The 14,659-nt window shown below is 62.5% G+C and carries 13 protein-coding genes; 7 read left to right on the forward strand and 6 right to left on the reverse strand.

Annotation, left to right across the window (positions count from 1 at the left end; translation table 11 throughout):
• Nucleotides 1-1,872, reverse strand: coding sequence for an amidohydrolase (locus tag ACP4QI_RS02415; protein WP_426495476.1), 1,872 nt, complete (start codon nt 1,870-1,872; stop codon nt 1-3).
• 240 nt (nt 1,873-2,112) lie between these two features.
• On the opposite strand from ACP4QI_RS02415, the gene ACP4QI_RS02420 reads away from it, so the two are divergent.
• The 5 genes from ACP4QI_RS02420 to ACP4QI_RS02440 are packed head-to-tail and all read left to right on the forward strand — an operon-like array spanning nt 2,113 to nt 9,383.
• Nucleotides 2,113-2,805, forward strand: coding sequence for a hydrolase (locus ACP4QI_RS02420; protein WP_142488058.1), 693 nt, complete (start codon nt 2,113-2,115; stop codon nt 2,803-2,805).
• Between the two features lie 59 nt (nt 2,806-2,864).
• Nucleotides 2,865-3,074, forward strand: a complete 210-nt coding sequence (locus tag ACP4QI_RS02425) for a DUF1427 family protein (RefSeq protein WP_032616311.1) — start codon at nt 2,865-2,867, stop codon at nt 3,072-3,074.
• On the forward strand, nt 3,071-3,328 hold the full coding sequence (locus ACP4QI_RS02430; RefSeq protein ID WP_142488059.1) for a DUF1427 family protein: 258 nt from the start codon (nt 3,071-3,073) through the stop codon (nt 3,326-3,328). The genes ACP4QI_RS02425 and ACP4QI_RS02430 overlap by 4 nt, the downstream gene beginning before the upstream one ends.
• Before the next feature lie 26 nt (nt 3,329-3,354).
• The gene (locus tag ACP4QI_RS02435; RefSeq protein ID WP_142488060.1) at nt 3,355-3,723 is read left to right on the forward strand and encodes a response regulator transcription factor; all 369 of its coding nucleotides are present in this window, start codon (nt 3,355-3,357) and stop codon (nt 3,721-3,723) included.
• Between the two features lie 56 nt (nt 3,724-3,779).
• Nucleotides 3,780-9,383, forward strand: coding sequence for a trifunctional serine/threonine-protein kinase/ATP-binding protein/sensor histidine kinase (locus ACP4QI_RS02440; RefSeq protein WP_426495477.1), 5,604 nt, complete (start codon nt 3,780-3,782; stop codon nt 9,381-9,383).
• 9 nt (nt 9,384-9,392) lie between these two features.
• On the opposite strand, the gene ACP4QI_RS02445 is transcribed toward ACP4QI_RS02440, so the two are convergent.
• The 4 genes from ACP4QI_RS02445 to ACP4QI_RS02460 all read right to left on the reverse strand — a co-directional run bounded on the left by ACP4QI_RS02445 (nt 9,393) and on the right by ACP4QI_RS02460 (nt 12,137).
• Nucleotides 9,393-9,992: a response regulator transcription factor gene (locus tag ACP4QI_RS02445; protein WP_426495478.1), complete on the reverse strand. Its 600-nt coding sequence runs from the start codon at nt 9,990-9,992 to the stop codon at nt 9,393-9,395.
• A 444-nt stretch (nt 9,993-10,436) separates the two neighbouring features.
• On the reverse strand, nt 10,437-10,823 hold the full coding sequence (locus tag ACP4QI_RS02450; RefSeq protein WP_156262811.1) for a VOC family protein: 387 nt from the start codon (nt 10,821-10,823) through the stop codon (nt 10,437-10,439).
• A gap of 1 nt (nt 10,824) precedes the next feature.
• Nucleotides 10,825-11,982: an MFS transporter gene (locus tag ACP4QI_RS02455; RefSeq protein WP_426495479.1), complete on the reverse strand. Its 1,158-nt coding sequence runs from the start codon at nt 11,980-11,982 to the stop codon at nt 10,825-10,827.
• On the reverse strand, nt 11,979-12,137 hold the full coding sequence (locus ACP4QI_RS02460; RefSeq protein WP_426495480.1) for a hypothetical protein: 159 nt from the start codon (nt 12,135-12,137) through the stop codon (nt 11,979-11,981). Before ACP4QI_RS02460 ends, ACP4QI_RS02455 begins: the two co-directional genes overlap by 4 nt.
• Before the next feature lie 98 nt (nt 12,138-12,235).
• Between ACP4QI_RS02460 and ACP4QI_RS02465 the strand changes: the two genes are divergently transcribed.
• Nucleotides 12,236-13,006, forward strand: coding sequence for a DeoR/GlpR family DNA-binding transcription regulator (locus ACP4QI_RS02465; RefSeq protein WP_426495481.1), 771 nt, complete (start codon nt 12,236-12,238; stop codon nt 13,004-13,006).
• Here the strand turns inward: ACP4QI_RS02465 and ACP4QI_RS02470 are convergent.
• A complete protein-coding gene (locus tag ACP4QI_RS02470; RefSeq protein WP_231313179.1) occupies nt 13,003-13,299 on the reverse strand; it encodes an SH3 domain-containing protein in 297 nt (98 codons plus the stop codon). The two genes, ACP4QI_RS02465 and ACP4QI_RS02470, sit on opposite strands and share 4 nt — an antisense overlap.
• A 206-nt stretch (nt 13,300-13,505) precedes the next feature.
• On the opposite strand from ACP4QI_RS02470, the gene ACP4QI_RS02475 reads away from it, so the two are divergent.
• Entirely contained in the window at nt 13,506-14,627 is a 1,122-nt protein-coding gene (locus ACP4QI_RS02475) for a ribosomal protein uL16 3-hydroxylase (RefSeq protein WP_307762388.1), read from the forward strand.
• Nucleotides 14,628-14,659: the final 32 nt, after the last annotated feature.

Genomic DNA, 14,659 nt, shown 5'->3' on the forward strand with positions numbered 1-14,659 from the left:
TCAGAACGCGAAGCAGCTGCAGCCCAGCACTCCCCAGAAGGCGTTATCGTCGGCCACCGGCATCTCTGCCGTGCGGGCGAAATCGTGCGCGTGGTTATGCACTCCGCACGGGCCGCTACAGTGGTGCATAGTGTTAATCCCCACGCGGGCGGCCTGCGGTGGCGCGCTGCGGTAGTGACCCGGCACCTTGACCACCGGTGACCACTCCGGCAGGACCGGGATGGCAGGCGGCGCCAGCGGGCCGAAGCTTCCTGCGGCGTAAACGATGTTGCCGTCCACCACCGTCAGCACCGACTCGATGCCTTTAATTTCCTCTTCCGGCACGCGGAAGAAGTCTTTGCTCAGCACCGCGAGATCCGCGAGCTGGCCCTTTTTGATCTGACCTTTCTGGCTCTGCTCGTTGGAGAACCACGCGCTGCCCTGGGTCCAGAGCATCAGGGCGGTGTCGCGATCCAGACGGGCGCTGTGATCGTACATCTGCATCCCGCCGACGGTGCGGCCCGAGACCAGCCAGTAGAGCGCGGTCCACGGGTTGTAGCTCGCCACGCGGGTGGCGTCGGTGCCCAGACCTACCGGCACGCCGGTCTCCAGCATGCGGGTAACCGGCGGGGTGTGGCGAACCGCTTCCATCCCGTAGCGCTCGGCGAAGTACTCGCCCTGGAAGGCCATACGGTGCTGCACGGCGATGCCGCCGCCCAGGGCCTTGATGCGGTCGATGTTGCGCTGGGTAACGGTCTCGGCGTGGTCAAAGAACCAGTGCAGGCCGTCGAACGGGATCTCGCGGTTGACCTTCTCGAAGACATCCAGCATCCGGCTGATGGACTCGTCGTAGGTGGCGTGGAGGCGGAACGGCCAGCGATGCTCCACCAGATGGCGCACCACGCGCTCCAGCTCGTCCTCCATGCCGGGAGCCAGATCCGGGCGCGGCTCGAGGAAATCTTCGAAGTCGGCGGCGGAGAAGACCAGCATCTCGCCCGCGCCGTTATGGCGGAAGAAGTCGGTGCCCTGGCCCGGCTTGAGCATGTCGGTCCACTTCTCGAAGTCTTCCAGCTCGTGACCAGGGCGCTGGGTAAAGAGGTTGTAGGCGATGCGGATCGTCATCTGCTTTTTCTCGTGCAGCTCGGCGATCACCTCGTAGTCTTCCGGGTAGTTCTGGAAACCACCGCCCGCATCAATGGCGCTGGTTAAGCCCAGACGGTTCAGCTCGCGCATGAACTGGCGGGTGGAGTTCACCTGCTGCTCCAGTGGCAGTTTTGGCCCTTTGGCGAGGGTGGCGTAGAGGATCATGGCGTTCGGACGGGCGATCAGCATCCCGGTCGGGTTGCCGTTAGCGTCGCGCTGGATCTCGCCGCCCGGCGGGTTCGGCGTGTCTTTGGTGTAACCGACGACCTTCAGCGCTGCGCGGTTGAGCAGGGCGCGGTCGTACAGGTGCAGAATAAACACCGGAGTATCCGGCGCGGCGGCATTGATCTCGTCCAGGGTCGGCATCCGGCGCTCGGCGAACTGGAACTCGTTCCAGCCGCCCACCACGCGTACCCACTGGGGTGACGGGGTGCGCAGGGCCTGCTCTTTCAGTATCCGCAGGGCGTCGGCCAGCGAGGGAACGCCTTCCCAGCGCAGTTCGAGATTGTAGTTCAGCCCGCCGCGGATCAGGTGCAGGTGCGAGTCGTTCAGGCCGGGGATAGCGGTGTGGCCTTTCAGATCCACGACTTTAGTGGCGTCGTCGTGGTACTGCATTACTTCCGCAGCGGTGCCTACGGCAAGGAATTTGCCGTCGCGCACGGCGACCGCTTCGGCGAGAGGATTTTCACGATCGACGGTATGAAACTGGCCATTCACCAGAATCAAATCTGCTTTAGCAGAGGAAGTCATAACTGCTCCTGACTGAGAGAGGGGGAAATGTCAGGATTATTGGAACCGGTTACCGGAAAAAACCAGTTATACAATGGGATAGCTATACCAAAGTATAACTATACCTGCGTATAACTATACGAAAGGTTAATTATACAAAGAGATAATTACGCCAGGGCGAAGAGTCATCCAGGATACAGGCATCGCATCGTCGCAGTGTTCCGCGACGGATTTCACCTGTTCACCTCACTGGATACCATTATGTCTAACTCAAAACTCGAAGTGTTAACCCCCGATAACTGTCAGATGATCTTCATCGACCAGCAGCCGCAGATGGCGTTTGGCGTGCAGTCTATCGATCGTCAGGTGCTGAAAAACAACGTGGTAGGGCTGGCGAAAGCGGCCAAAGTGTTCAACATCCCGACCATCATCACCACCGTTGAAACCCAGAGCTTCTCCGGCAACACCTTCCCGGAGCTGCTGGACGTCTTCCCGGGCCAGGACATTCTTGAGCGTACCTCCATGAACTCCTGGGATGACCAGAAAGTGCGTGACGCCCTGAAGGCCAACGGCAAGAAGAAAGTGGTGGTTTCCGGCCTGTGGACCGAAGTGTGCAACAACACCTTCGCCCTGTGCGCAATGCTGGAAGGCGACTACGAAATCTACATGGTGGCAGACGCCTCCGGTGGCACCTCGAAAGAGGCCCACGACTTCGCCATGCAGCGCATGATCCAGGCCGGCGTGATCCCGGTAACCTGGCAGCAGGTGTTGCTGGAGTGGCAGCGCGACTGGGCGCACAAAGAGACCTACAACGCGGTAATGGATATCGTGCGTGAGCACTCCGGTGCCTACGGCATGGGCGTGGATTACGCCTACACCATGGTGCACAAAGCCCCGTCTCGCCAGAAGAGCGAGCACGAAACCCTGGCGCCCGTTCCGGCCCCGGTTCGCTAAGTTAACAGCCGCAGGCTGGGCCCTCATCCGGCCTGCTGTTGACCTCTCTGGAGTCCATCATGAGTACTGGGTTAATTTCCCTCGCGGCAGGCGTGTTAATCGGCCTGCTGTACGCGCTGCTGAAAGTCCGCTCTCCCGCCCCGCCCGCGCTGGCGTTGATTGGCCTGCTGGGGATGCTGGCTGGTGAACAGGCCACCCGCCATTTTCTGCATGCTGACGACACCGCGCAAAAGGCGCCCGTCACCCTGTCCACAGGAGCCTCGTCATGAAAGCCTGGGTCGTTTCACTGAGCTGTGGAATTCTGGCAGGGGTGATTTATGCCGCAATTGATGTACACTCGCCCGCGCCGCCGGTTGTCGCCCTGTTGGGGCTGTTTGGCATGCTGGTGGGGGAACAGCTGATCCCGATTGGCCGCCGCCTGTTCAGCCGTCAGCTGACGATGGCGTGGTTTCGTCACGAATGCGTCCCCAAAATCAGCGGCACTGCACCTCCGGCCCGTCCCGGCGACGGTAGCGAGGGTTAATCACCTTTAGTTTGAGGAACACGAGCATGCCGCAGCGCATAGCCATCATTGATGATGAACGGTCTGTCCGCAGCGGTTTAAGCAACCTGCTGCAGTCGGAGGGGTATGCCACAGAGGCCTTCGACTCGGCGGAAGTGTTTCTCAGCCACCCTACCGCGCTGGCAGAGGTCGCGCTGGTGATTGCCGACATCCGCCTGCGGGGGATGAACGGACTCGAGATGCTCGACAAACTGCGCCTTATCGCCCCCTCGCCGCCGCCGCTTATTTTTATCTCCGGTCATGCGGATGACAACATCCAGCGCTACGCTGTTGATCACGGCGCTGTTGCTTTTTTGCGCAAGCCGATTAATGTCGATGTGCTGCTGGCGCACATTCAACGCGCGCTCGCCACCTGACAACACCTGCAAACCGATCCCACGAGAACCATTAACGAAGAAAAAAAGGAACGTGGATGACCAATACATCGCTGCCTGCTCGCTGGCCTGCCCCCGAAAATTTAGCGGAAGGGCGGGCTTTTGTACTTAAAGAAGACGTCATTTTTACCCCGCTGGGGCAGGAGGGGAGCCTCTGCTGGCTCAATGCCCGCCTGCCCAGCTCCGGCGGGTCGTTTATCATCGCCACCGGGGTGAGCGATGAAGAAGAGGCCAGCGCAACGCGCCTGCTGCGCAACGAGTTTGCCCTGCGGGAGTACCTGAGCGACGACTGGGCCATCCGCCCGGTGGCCAGCACGCAGTACCACGGGCGCTTTGCACTGGTTTATGCCCCCTTTTCGTTTGTGCTGCTGACGCGAATTGTCGGCGCGCCGATGACCTGCATCCAGAGCTTTCTTGAGCTGGCGATCCGCATCAGCCTGCCCCTGCGCCTGATGCATCTGCGCAACCTGGTGCACGGGGATATCAAGCCCGGCAATATCTTTATTCACGAGGACAACCGCTGTCGGCTGGGGGGCTTTGGCCTGTCGTCCGGCACCTCGGAAGAGATCCAGCAATCCCGGCTGGCGGTGGTGGGCGGTACTCCCGCCTACATGTCGCCGGAGCACACCACCCGCACCCATCGCTCGGTGGATAACCGCAGCGATCTCTACAGCCTCGGGGTGGTGCTCTACGAGCTGCTCACCGGCAGCCTGCCGTTTGAGCTGGGCGGCGAGGATCAGGGCAAGTGGGCGCACTATCACATCGCCTCCGAGCCCCGCGCCCCTGGCGCGGTGTGTCCCGGCGTGCCCGCCATGCTGTCGACCATCGTTCTCAAGCTGCTGGCGAAAAAACCGGAGAACCGCTATCAGACCGTGGATGGCCTGATTGCCGATCTGCGTCGTTGCCAGGCGACCCTGAGCGACGACGGGGAGATCGCCGCCTTTACCCCCGGTTTACAGGATCGCTCTCCGGCGTTTCATCTTACCGACACCCTTTACACCGCCCATCCCCAGGCGGCGGAGCTGCTTCACGCCTTTGAGCGGGTCAATCGCGATGCCATCGCCGGATTCGTGGCGATTAGCGGCCCGTCGGGGATCGGCAAATCGTCACTGATCGCCTCGGGGCTGAAGGCCCTGCAACACCGCAGCGTGCTGCTGGCGGTGGGCAAGGTGGATCAGTTTTCCCCCACGCTGCCTTATGCGGCGCTGACCTCGGCGTTTCGTAACCTGGTGCTGCATCTGCTGGGGCTGCCGGCGGAGGAGGTGGCCCAGTGGAAGGTTCGCCTGTCCCGCGAGCTGGAGGGCTACGAAGCCTTAGCCGTCAGCCTGGTGCCGGAGCTGCGGCTGCTGCTGGATAACAAGCCGCGCTTCTCCAGCGATACCTTCTCCATCGACGCCCGGGCGCGCTTCAGCCACATGGTGCTGGCGCTGGTGAAAGCCTTCGCCAGCGCGGGCTGCCCGCTGGTGCTGCTGCTGGACGATATCCACTGGATCGACCCCGCCAGCCTGCAAATTCTGGAATACCTGCTGATCCACGCCAGCGCCGTGCCGCTGCTGATGGTGGTGGCGCACCGGGATGCCTGCTCGCTGCCGGATAGCGCCCTGCATCACCAGCTGGCGAATCTGCACCTGGCCTCGCGCAACACCACCGAGCTGCGTCCGGAGCCGCTGTCGGTGAAAGCGGTGTCGCGCTGGCTGGGGAACATCTTCCATACCCGCTCGGCCAGCACCCTCGATCTGGCCGGGCTGATCCACGAAAAAACCGGCGGCAACCCGCTGTTTGTGCATGAATTTTTTCGCCGCATCGTCGATGACGGGCTGGTGACGCACAACAAATATCAGGATAAGTGGCACTACGATCTGCACGCCATCCGCACCCGGCACTACACCGAAAACGTGGTCACGCTGGTGTTGCAGCAGCTGGAGGAGATGCCGGACGACACCCGGCGGCTGCTGGGCAGCATCGCCTGCCTCGGCGGCAGCGGCGAGCTGGAGATGGTCTGCCGGGTGGTGGCGATGTCGGTGGCGGAGATCCGCTATGCCCTGCATCCGGCGGTAACGGCGCAGCTGATCACGCTCAGCGCCGACAGCTATGCCTTTACCCATGACCGGGTTCAGGAGGCAGCCTTCGCCCTGCTGGATAATGCCGAGCGCAGCCGTCTGCACCTCACCACCGCCAGCCTGCTGGCGGAGTCGGCCCGTCAGGCGGCGGGCAACGAGATCCTGTTCCGCGCCGTGCATCACGTCACGGCGGCGCTGGACTGCATTCAGCCTGCCCCCCAGCGCCAGATGTTCCGCGAGCTGAGCCTGCTGGCGGCCCGCCGCGCCCGCCGTTCGGGGGATTACCTCTCGGCCCTGAGCTATATCCAGACCGCCCGCGCGCTGGGTAACGCCGGTGCGCTGCCGGAGAGCGCCAGCGACTTCACCCTGGACAGCGAGGAGGCCGGGTGCCAGTTCGCGCTGGGCAATCTCGATGCCACCCGCCGACTCTGCGACCGCATTCTCAGCTCCCCCGGCGGGCTGGCGGAAAAAGCGCTGGCGGCCAACCTGCTGGCCGAAGTTTATATGCGCCAGTCCGACAACCGGCTGGCGCTGGAGGCGGCCCTGAGCTGGCTGGCGGTGTTTGGCATTCACGTCAGCCGCTACCCGGAGGCCGCCGAGTGCGACGAGGCCTGGCACAGCCTGTGCAACCGCGTCGGCGATAACCCGCAGGGCCATTTTGCCGGGCTGCCGCGGATGACCGACGGCGACACCGAAGCGGTGATGAATCTGCTCAACAGTGCCAGCCTGTTTGCCAGCTTTACCAGCTCGCGCCTGCATTTCATCCTGCTGTGCCGGATGATGCACCTGACGCTGGATCACGGCATTACCGGCGCGTCGGCCCCGGCGATGGCGTGGTTCGGGGTGCTGATCGGCCACCGTTACGCCGAATATCGCCTCGGCTTCCAGTACGGCACCCTGGCCCGGGAGCTGGTCAACCGCCACGGCTACGACGCCTTTGAGGCCAAAACCCTGCTGCCGCTGGATCAGCTCAGCGTCTGGACCCAGCCGCTGGGCTACACCATCGAGTGCGCCAAGGCCTGCTTCACCTCCGCCGTGACCCACGGGGACATGACGGTGGCCTGCTTTGCCGCCTGTCATCAGGTGATCAACTTCCTCACCCGGGGCGATCATCTCGACGGGGTACTGACCAGCATCGAGCGCGGGCTGGCCTTCGTGCGCAAAACCCATTACCAGGACGTGGAGGCGATCCTGCTGATGCAGCGCCACTATGTAGAGCACCTGCGCACCCCGGTGAGCGGCCACTGGAGCGCCAGCGAGGTGCTGCCGCACTCCCTGCTGCCGGTCGCCCCGGAGCAGGCCACGGAGCAGACCTCCACCATGCTGTTCTGGTTCTGGCTCTATCGCGGCATGGCCCACTTCGCCTGCGGCGAATTCCCGCAGGCGGCAGATAACCTCGCCCAGGCCGGGCGGTTTGCCTGGTCCGCCCCCGGCCATATTCATCTGCTGGATTACCATCTTTACAGCGCCCTGACGCTCTCGCAGCAGCTGACCCCGGAGACCTTTTCTGCCGACCTGCGCCGTCAGATCCACCTTCACTATGACAAAATCGCCCTCTGGGCGCGGATCAACCCGGGCACCTTTGCCGATAAAGAGGCGCTGATCTACGCCGAGATCGTGCGGCTGGACGGCATGAACAGCATCGCCCTCGAGCAGTACGAGAAGGCGGTGCGCCTGTCGCGCGACGGCGGTTTTAACCCGTTCAACGCCCTGGCCCATGAGCTGGCCGGGCGCTTCGCCCACGCCTGCGGCTACACCACCGCCGCCGATGCCCATTTCCGCGGGGCGATGACCGCCTGGGGCCGGGCCGGAGCGCGGTCCAAGGTGCGCCAGCTGGAGCTGGATTTCCCCTTCCTGCTGGCCCCCGGACAGGCCAACGCCTGGGACACGGTGGCCTTTGCCCGCAACGAGGAGATCCGCGATCTGCAGAGCGTGATCAAGGCCTCGCGCGCCCTGTCGGAGGAGATCAATCTCGAACGGCTGATCGAAACCCTGATGACCATCCTGCTGGAGCGGGCCGGCGCCCAGCGCGGCTTTTTGATCCGGGTGAATGACAACAACATTCCGGAGATCGAGGCCAGCGCCAGCACCACCACCGACGGGGTGCGGGTGCAGATCCGCAAAGAGGTGCCGATGGCCACCGACATGCCGCTGACGGTGCTGGCGGCGGTGATCCGCACCGGGCAGGAGATCCACACCGGCAGGCCGGAGGAGTTCCACCCCTTCAGCCAGGACCCGTATCTGGTGACCTCCGGGGCGGCGGTGATGTGCGTCCCGATGTTCAAGCAGGCCCGGCTGGTGGGGGTGCTCTATCTGGAGAACCGCCTGATGCCGGAGGTCTTTACCGTGGAACACTCCCGGGTGGTGAGCCTGCTGGGCGCGCATGCCGCCATCTCGCTGGAGACCGCCCGGCTGTATGCCGAGCTGCTGGAAGAGAACCTCCAGCGTCGTCGGGTCGAGAAAGAGCTGCGGGCCAGCCAGACCTCGCTGATGCTGGGAGAGCAGATCAGCCACACCGGCAGCTGGCGCTGGGAGCTGGAGCAGGATCTGATGTTTATGTCGGAAGAGTACGCCCGCATCCTCGGCCTGCCGGAGAAGCAGAAGATGATCTCAATGGCCGAGTTCCTGACCTTTGTGCATCCCGATGACTATCCGCGCATCAGCACCCTGGTAACTGAGAGCGTGCGCGACGGCCTGACCATGCGCGCCGAGTTCCGCATTATCCGCGCCGACGGTGCCACCCGCACCATTCTGGGGATTGGCGATCCGGTAGGCGTGGGCAGCGAAGTGAACGAGTATTACGGCATCATCACCGACATCACCACCCAGCGGACGGCGGAAGACGCGATGCGCGTGGCCCAGACCGAGCTGGCCCGCGTGGCGCGCGCCACCACCGTCGGGCAGCTCACCTCGTCCATCGCCCATGAGATCAACCAGCCGCTGATGTCGATTGTCGCCAACGCCGGGGCCAGCCTGCGCTGGCTCAATCGCGATCCGGCCCGGCTGGACAAGGCCCGCATCGGGCTGGAGGAGATTGTCTCCGAGGGGGAGCGGGCAGGGGAGATCATCCGCAGCCTGCAATCCCTCACCCGCAGGCAGGATCCGACCTTCGCCCGCATCGATCTGCACCATCTGGTGCGACACATTATCACCCTGTCGCGCAGCGAGCTGGAGCAGCGGCGCATCAGCGTCAGCTATGACCTGGCGGCGGCAGACAGCTTTATCGTGGGGGACAGCGTGCAGATCCAGCAGGTGCTGCTGAACCTAGTGATGAACGCGGTAGAGGCGATGGCGGAGATCAAGGATCGCCCAGGCAGCCTGGTGCTGTCGACGTCGAACCCGGAGCGCGGGGGCATTACTTTTGAAATGGCCGACAGCGGCACCGGCATCGGGCCGGGGATGAGCGAGCGCATCTTTGACTCGTTCTACTCCACCAAAGCCCAGGGGATGGGGGTGGGGCTGACCATCAGCTACACGATTATTGAGCGCCACCGGGGTAAGCTGACGGCCCGCAACCGCGAGCCGCACGGCTGTATCTTTGCCTTTACCCTGCCGCTGGCGACGAGCGTGGAGCCGCTCTGACGGCAGGCTTCAGGTCAGGCGCCCGGCGGCCCTGACCAGATCCGCCAGCGAGCGGGCCTGCATTTTGTCCATCACCCGTCGGCGGTGCACTTTGACGGTGATCTCACTCACCCCCAGCTCGGCGGCGATCTGCTTGTTCAGCATCCCGCTGATCGCCAGCTGTAACACCTGCTGCTCGCGCGGGGTGAGGGAGAGATGGCGCTGCCTGAGGGAGTACTGCTCGCGCAGGTGCGAGGCGTTCTCTTCCGCCTGCTTCAGCGCTGCGCTAATGGAGTCGATCAGATCGTTCGACACCACCGGCTTGGTGAGGAACTCATACGCGCCGCCCTTCATCGCCTTCACTGACATAGGGATGGTGCCGTGGCCGGTGAGGTAGATAATCGGGATCTCGCGCCCGCTCGCCTTCAGGGTATCCGCCACCTCAAAGCCGCTGATGGTGGGCATCTGCATATCGAGGATCACGCAGGAGGGCACATCTTCAAAGGTGTGTTGCAGAAAAGATTCTGCCGAAGAGAAGTCGAGGGCGTTCAGCCCGGCGGACTCCAGCAGCCCGACCACGGACCGCCTGACAGCGTGATCATCATCAACGACGTAAACAATGTGTTCCATTAATAGCCCCAATGATTCAGCCTGACAGAGATGAGAGGATTTTCGCTCAGCGTGAAAACCACCTTCCTGATGTTCAAGCGGTTATGGTGGCAGCTTTCGAACGCAACTACTCTAACACATTAATTATCATTATCATTTAACAATATGATAACTGTATGAAAGCGAGGGGTGAGTATTCAAAACCGCTTTTCACATTGGGTAAGCGTAGGTCAGAAATGGTCAAATTGTCGTCGTCGAGAGCGGGCCAGAGTAACAATCGATATTTTTCCAGCTCAGTCATTGTTTTCGGCAAGCCCAGCTGCAGCAGGCTCTGCAGTAACGCCCGGCGGCGCGTTGCTTGCCGGGCCTACGGGTTTTGTAGGCCGGGTAAGGCGTAGCCGCCACCCGGCGATGCCGCAGCGGTGCTGCCTGATGCTCTCTCCCGAGGGGTAAAAGATTGGCAGATTACTCCCCCACCAGCTCAATACGGTTCCCGTCCGGATCCGCAATCACCGCCTCATAATAGCCGTCGCCGGTCATTCGCGGGGGGCTTAACAGCGTGTGAGTTAGCCGCGCCTGCTCCGCCATCCGATCCACATCCGCTTTGCTACCGACGTTCAGGGCGATATGCGCCCAACCGACAAACTCCGCGTGCGGCGGTGATCCGGCCAGCGCCGGGACGGTCATCAGCTCGATGGTCGGGCCGTCGCTGAGGGTCATAAAGTGCGACGCAAACCCCGGGCGGTTTTTACTCAGGTAGCGTTCGTTGCGGCGTGCGCCAAACACCGTCTCCCAGAAGTGGACCTGGGCGTCCAGGTTGTGGGTCCAGAGTGCGACGTGTGCAATATTCATATTATCCCTCGCTGCGGGCGGGTTGGTTAGCGGTGACGGTTACGGACAGCGCCGCGACGACCAGCATCAGCAGCATAATGACCATAAACGCCTGGGTTAAAGAGGTGGCGTGCGCCACATAGCCGATAATCGCGGGTCCGGCGAGCACGCCGAGATAGCCCAGAGTAGTAATGGCCGGCACGGCGACCGCCTGCGGCATGCGGGTCTGACGGCCAACGGCGGAGAACATCACCGGTACGATATTGGCGCAGCCGGCACCCACCAGCACGTAGCCCAGCAGCGACAGCTGCCACAGCGGCATAAAGATCACCAGCGCAAAGCCAATAGCGGCCACGATCGCGCCGCCCACCACGGCGCGCAGGGCGCCGGTGCGGGCGATCAGCTTATCGCCGGTTAAGCGGAAAATCGTCATCGCCACCGCAAAGCAGGTGAAGCCCAGCCCGCCCAGCGACTCCGGCACGCCGCGCACTTCGGTCAGGAATACCGCGCTCCAGTCCAGCACCGTCCCTTCGGCGAGGAATACCGCAAAGCAGATGGCGCCAATCAGCAGCACCACGCCGCGCGGAACAGCAAACGCCGGGCCGGAGGCGGGGTTAGCCCACGGCAGCAGCCCTTTGAGGCTGAAGGCCAGCATCAGGATAACGCTCAGGATGATAATCAGGCAGGCGACAAAGGCGCTGGCCCCGAGGGTCAGGAGCAGGGTCATCGCCCCCGCCCCCGCGATGCCGCCGACGCTGTACATGCCGTGGAAGCCGGACATCACCGGCGTGGGCGAATCGCGCTCGACGATAATCGCCTGAATGTTCATGGCGCAGTCCGTCACGCCGACGCCGACGCCGAACAGCAGCAGGGCGGCGGCCAGCAGGCGCGGATCCGGAATAATCGCCAGCAGGGGCGTGGTGAGCAGCACGAGCGCCATCGCGGTGACAATCACCCGACGGCAGCCGTAGCGGCTGGTCAGCATCCCGGTAAGCGGCATCGCGATCAGCGCCCCCATCCCCAGACACAGCAGCAGCGAGCCGAGCGTGGCCTCGTTAACGCTGGTATTGGCTTTGGCATAGGGCACCAGCACCGCCCAGGTGGCGGTGACGTAGCCGGCAATAAAAAAGACGATCCGGGTGGCAAGCCGCTGAACGGCTCCGGTGGTCTGCTGGGTCATTTCACATCCTTATAAGGTTTCAGTGACGGGGAGGCGGGCGTTTTGTGCTGCACCTTCTCCCCAGCGCGCGCATGTGAGGTCGCAGGTTCAAACAGGAAGCCGTCATGGGGGTTGGTGGCGGGCACCTGCTGACGGTAACTATCATAGTATTTCATCGTGACGCTCCGGTTTCGGGCCTGGTGGATTGACAGAGCGCGCCGTCATGCAACATTATGCGCATTGTTGCTCGATTCAAATCCAGAGAAGATAATTTATGCTCGATTATGCAGCTTTCCCGGAACAACGACAAGATCTGATCCGCCAGATCCTGCAGGAAAATGGCAGGGTAGTGTGCGCCGAACTGGCGACCCGGATGCAGGTGTCGGAACATACCATTCGCCGGGATTTACATGAGCTTAGCAAAGAGGGGTTCTGTAAGAAGGTTTACGGTGGGGCGGTGCTGCAGCTGGCGGATGCCGGAAACTTCTACAGCCGCGAGCAAAAAAATCACGCAAAAAAAATCACGATCGCGCAGAAAGCGGCAACCCTGATCAAAGCAGGCAGCTGTATTTTTATTGATACCGGCACCACCAACCTCGCGCTGGCGAAGGCCCTGCCGCCGGATCTGGCGATCACCGTGGTGACCAACTCCCCGGCCATCGCCGCCGAGCTGCTGCGTCATCCTCTGTGTGAGGTGATCATCACCGGCGGACAGATCCAGCGCAGCTCCGGCGGCGCGGTGGGGGCCACGGCGGCGAGCCAGATCCAGGGGATTATTTTCGAACAGGCGTTTATCGGCGGCTGCGCGATGGATCCGGGGATGGGGCTGACCGGGTTCGACTTCGCCGACTGCGAGTTCAAAAAAGCGGTGATCGGCCAGAGCAGCCAGACCATTGTGGCGCTCACCACCGATAAAATCCCCGGCGTGGCACGCTTTGTGGTGGCGAAAAGCAGCGATATCGACGTGCTGGTGGTAGAGGCGAGCCTGGATAACGAGGCGATCGCGGCCTTTACGGCACAGGATGTGCGGGTGATCAGCGCCTAACGCACCTCAAACACCACGGCCGTCCAGCTGACTCTGGTGCAGGGCGGAAACTCGGGGCAGGGGTCGATTCGGCTACAGGCCCCTGACCAGATAAAGGTGTCGTCATCAATCCGGTACCAGTGCGGATTGCCCTGTACCGCATCGCCCACCACCGCCGCCTGCACGCTGATGCGGCTCCCCGCGGGCAGCGCGTGGGCCACAGGCGCAAACACGGACGGGCTCTCTTTGCGCGTGCAGACCTCCATCAGGGTCTTCACATGGGCAGAAACGGGAAGTTCGATGAACGGGCTCATGGCAGGCCTCATAACAGTGCACTCTTTGTGATTAACGATATAAGTCGCTCTGTAACGCGCGCTCACGATAAAGCGTGAAACTGTCAGGCGGTGTCATGCGAAAGGCTGAATACCGCGGATTTCATCCCCGCTTGACCCACGACAAGGCAGCCTGGCCCGGCCTCTTTCTATAATCAGGCCCGTTTGTCTTTTCACTGGTGCTAACCATGGCGTATCAACTCAACCTGAACTGGCCGGAATTTTTAGAAAAATACTGGCAAAAGAAACCTGTCGTTTTAAAGAACGCCCTGCCCAATTTTATCGATCCTATCAGCCCCGACGAGCTGGCAGGGCTGGCGATGGAGCCGGAAGTGGACAGTCGCCTGGTCAGCCATAAAGAGGGTAAATGGCATGCCAGCAACGGTCCGTTCGAGCACTTCGATGGCTTAGGCGAAACCGGCTGGTCGCTGCTGGCGCAGGCGGTCAACCACTGGCACGCACCGGCTGCCGAGCTGGTACGTCCGTTCCGTGTGCTGCCGGACTGGCGTCTGGACGATCTGATGATCTCCTTCTCCGTACCGGGCGGCGGCGTGGGCCCGCATATCGACCAGTACGATGTGTTTATCATCCAGGGGATGGGGAGCCGCCGCTGGCGCGTGGGGGACAAACTGCCGATGCGCCAGTTCTGCCCGCATCCGGCGCTGCTGCATGTCGATCCGTTCGAGCCGATCATCGATGAAGATCTGGCCCCGGGCGACATCCTCTACATTCCGCCTGGATTCCCGCACGACGGCTTTACCCACGAGACGGCGCTGAACTACTCGGTAGGCTTCCGTGGCCCGAACGGCCGGGATCTGATCAGCAGCTTTGCCGATTACGCCCTGGAAAACGATCTGGGTGGGGAGCACTACAGCGATCCGGATCTGACCTGTCGCGAACACCCGGGCCGGGTGGAAGAGTACGAGCTCGAGCGGCTGCGTAAGATGATGATCGAGATGATTAGCCAGCCGGACACCTTTAAGCAGTGGTTTGGCAGCTTTATCTCCACCCCGCGCCACGAGCTGGATATCGCCCCTGCCGAGCCGGAGTATGCCCCGGAAGAGGTGCTCGACGCGCTGCTGGGCGGCGAAACCCTGACTCGCCTGAGCGGGCTGCGGGTATTGAATATCGGCGGCAGTTTCTTTATCAACAGCGAGCAGCTGGAGACGGTGGACGCGGCGGCGGCGGATGCGCTGTGCCGCTACACCGAGCTGGGCCAGGCGGAGCTGGGCGCTGCCCTGCAAAACCCGGCGTTTGTGGAAGAGCTGACCGGGCTGATTAACCAGGGCTACTGGTTCTTTGACGAGTGATCGCAAAGGCGGCGCGGGGCCGAAGCCCCACG

The sequence above is a fragment of the Leclercia sp. TB492 genome (assembly GCF_049974505.2).
GTDB lineage: Bacteria > Pseudomonadota > Gammaproteobacteria > Enterobacterales > Enterobacteriaceae > Enterobacter > Enterobacter adecarboxylatus_C.

Coding starts and splice junctions, on each gene's coding strand:
- ACP4QI_RS02415 (WP_426495476.1), bottom strand. CDS start 1,872: ATGACTTCCTCTGCTAAAGCAGATTTGATTCTGGTGAATGGCCAGTTT.
- ACP4QI_RS02420 (WP_142488058.1), top strand. CDS start 2,113: ATGTCTAACTCAAAACTCGAAGTGTTAACCCCCGATAACTGTCAGATG.
- ACP4QI_RS02425 (WP_032616311.1), top strand. CDS start 2,865: ATGAGTACTGGGTTAATTTCCCTCGCGGCAGGCGTGTTAATCGGCCTG.
- ACP4QI_RS02430 (WP_142488059.1), top strand. CDS start 3,071: ATGAAAGCCTGGGTCGTTTCACTGAGCTGTGGAATTCTGGCAGGGGTG.
- ACP4QI_RS02435 (WP_142488060.1), top strand. CDS start 3,355: ATGCCGCAGCGCATAGCCATCATTGATGATGAACGGTCTGTCCGCAGC.
- ACP4QI_RS02440 (WP_426495477.1), top strand. CDS start 3,780: ATGACCAATACATCGCTGCCTGCTCGCTGGCCTGCCCCCGAAAATTTA.
- ACP4QI_RS02445 (WP_426495478.1), bottom strand. CDS start 9,992: ATGGAACACATTGTTTACGTCGTTGATGATGATCACGCTGTCAGGCGG.
- ACP4QI_RS02450 (WP_156262811.1), bottom strand. CDS start 10,823: ATGAATATTGCACACGTCGCACTCTGGACCCACAACCTGGACGCCCAG.
- ACP4QI_RS02455 (WP_426495479.1), bottom strand. CDS start 11,982: ATGACCCAGCAGACCACCGGAGCCGTTCAGCGGCTTGCCACCCGGATC.
- ACP4QI_RS02460 (WP_426495480.1), bottom strand. CDS start 12,137: ATGAAATACTATGATAGTTACCGTCAGCAGGTGCCCGCCACCAACCCC.
- ACP4QI_RS02465 (WP_426495481.1), top strand. CDS start 12,236: ATGCTCGATTATGCAGCTTTCCCGGAACAACGACAAGATCTGATCCGC.
- ACP4QI_RS02470 (WP_231313179.1), bottom strand. CDS start 13,299: ATGAGCCCGTTCATCGAACTTCCCGTTTCTGCCCATGTGAAGACCCTG.
- ACP4QI_RS02475 (WP_307762388.1), top strand. CDS start 13,506: ATGGCGTATCAACTCAACCTGAACTGGCCGGAATTTTTAGAAAAATAC.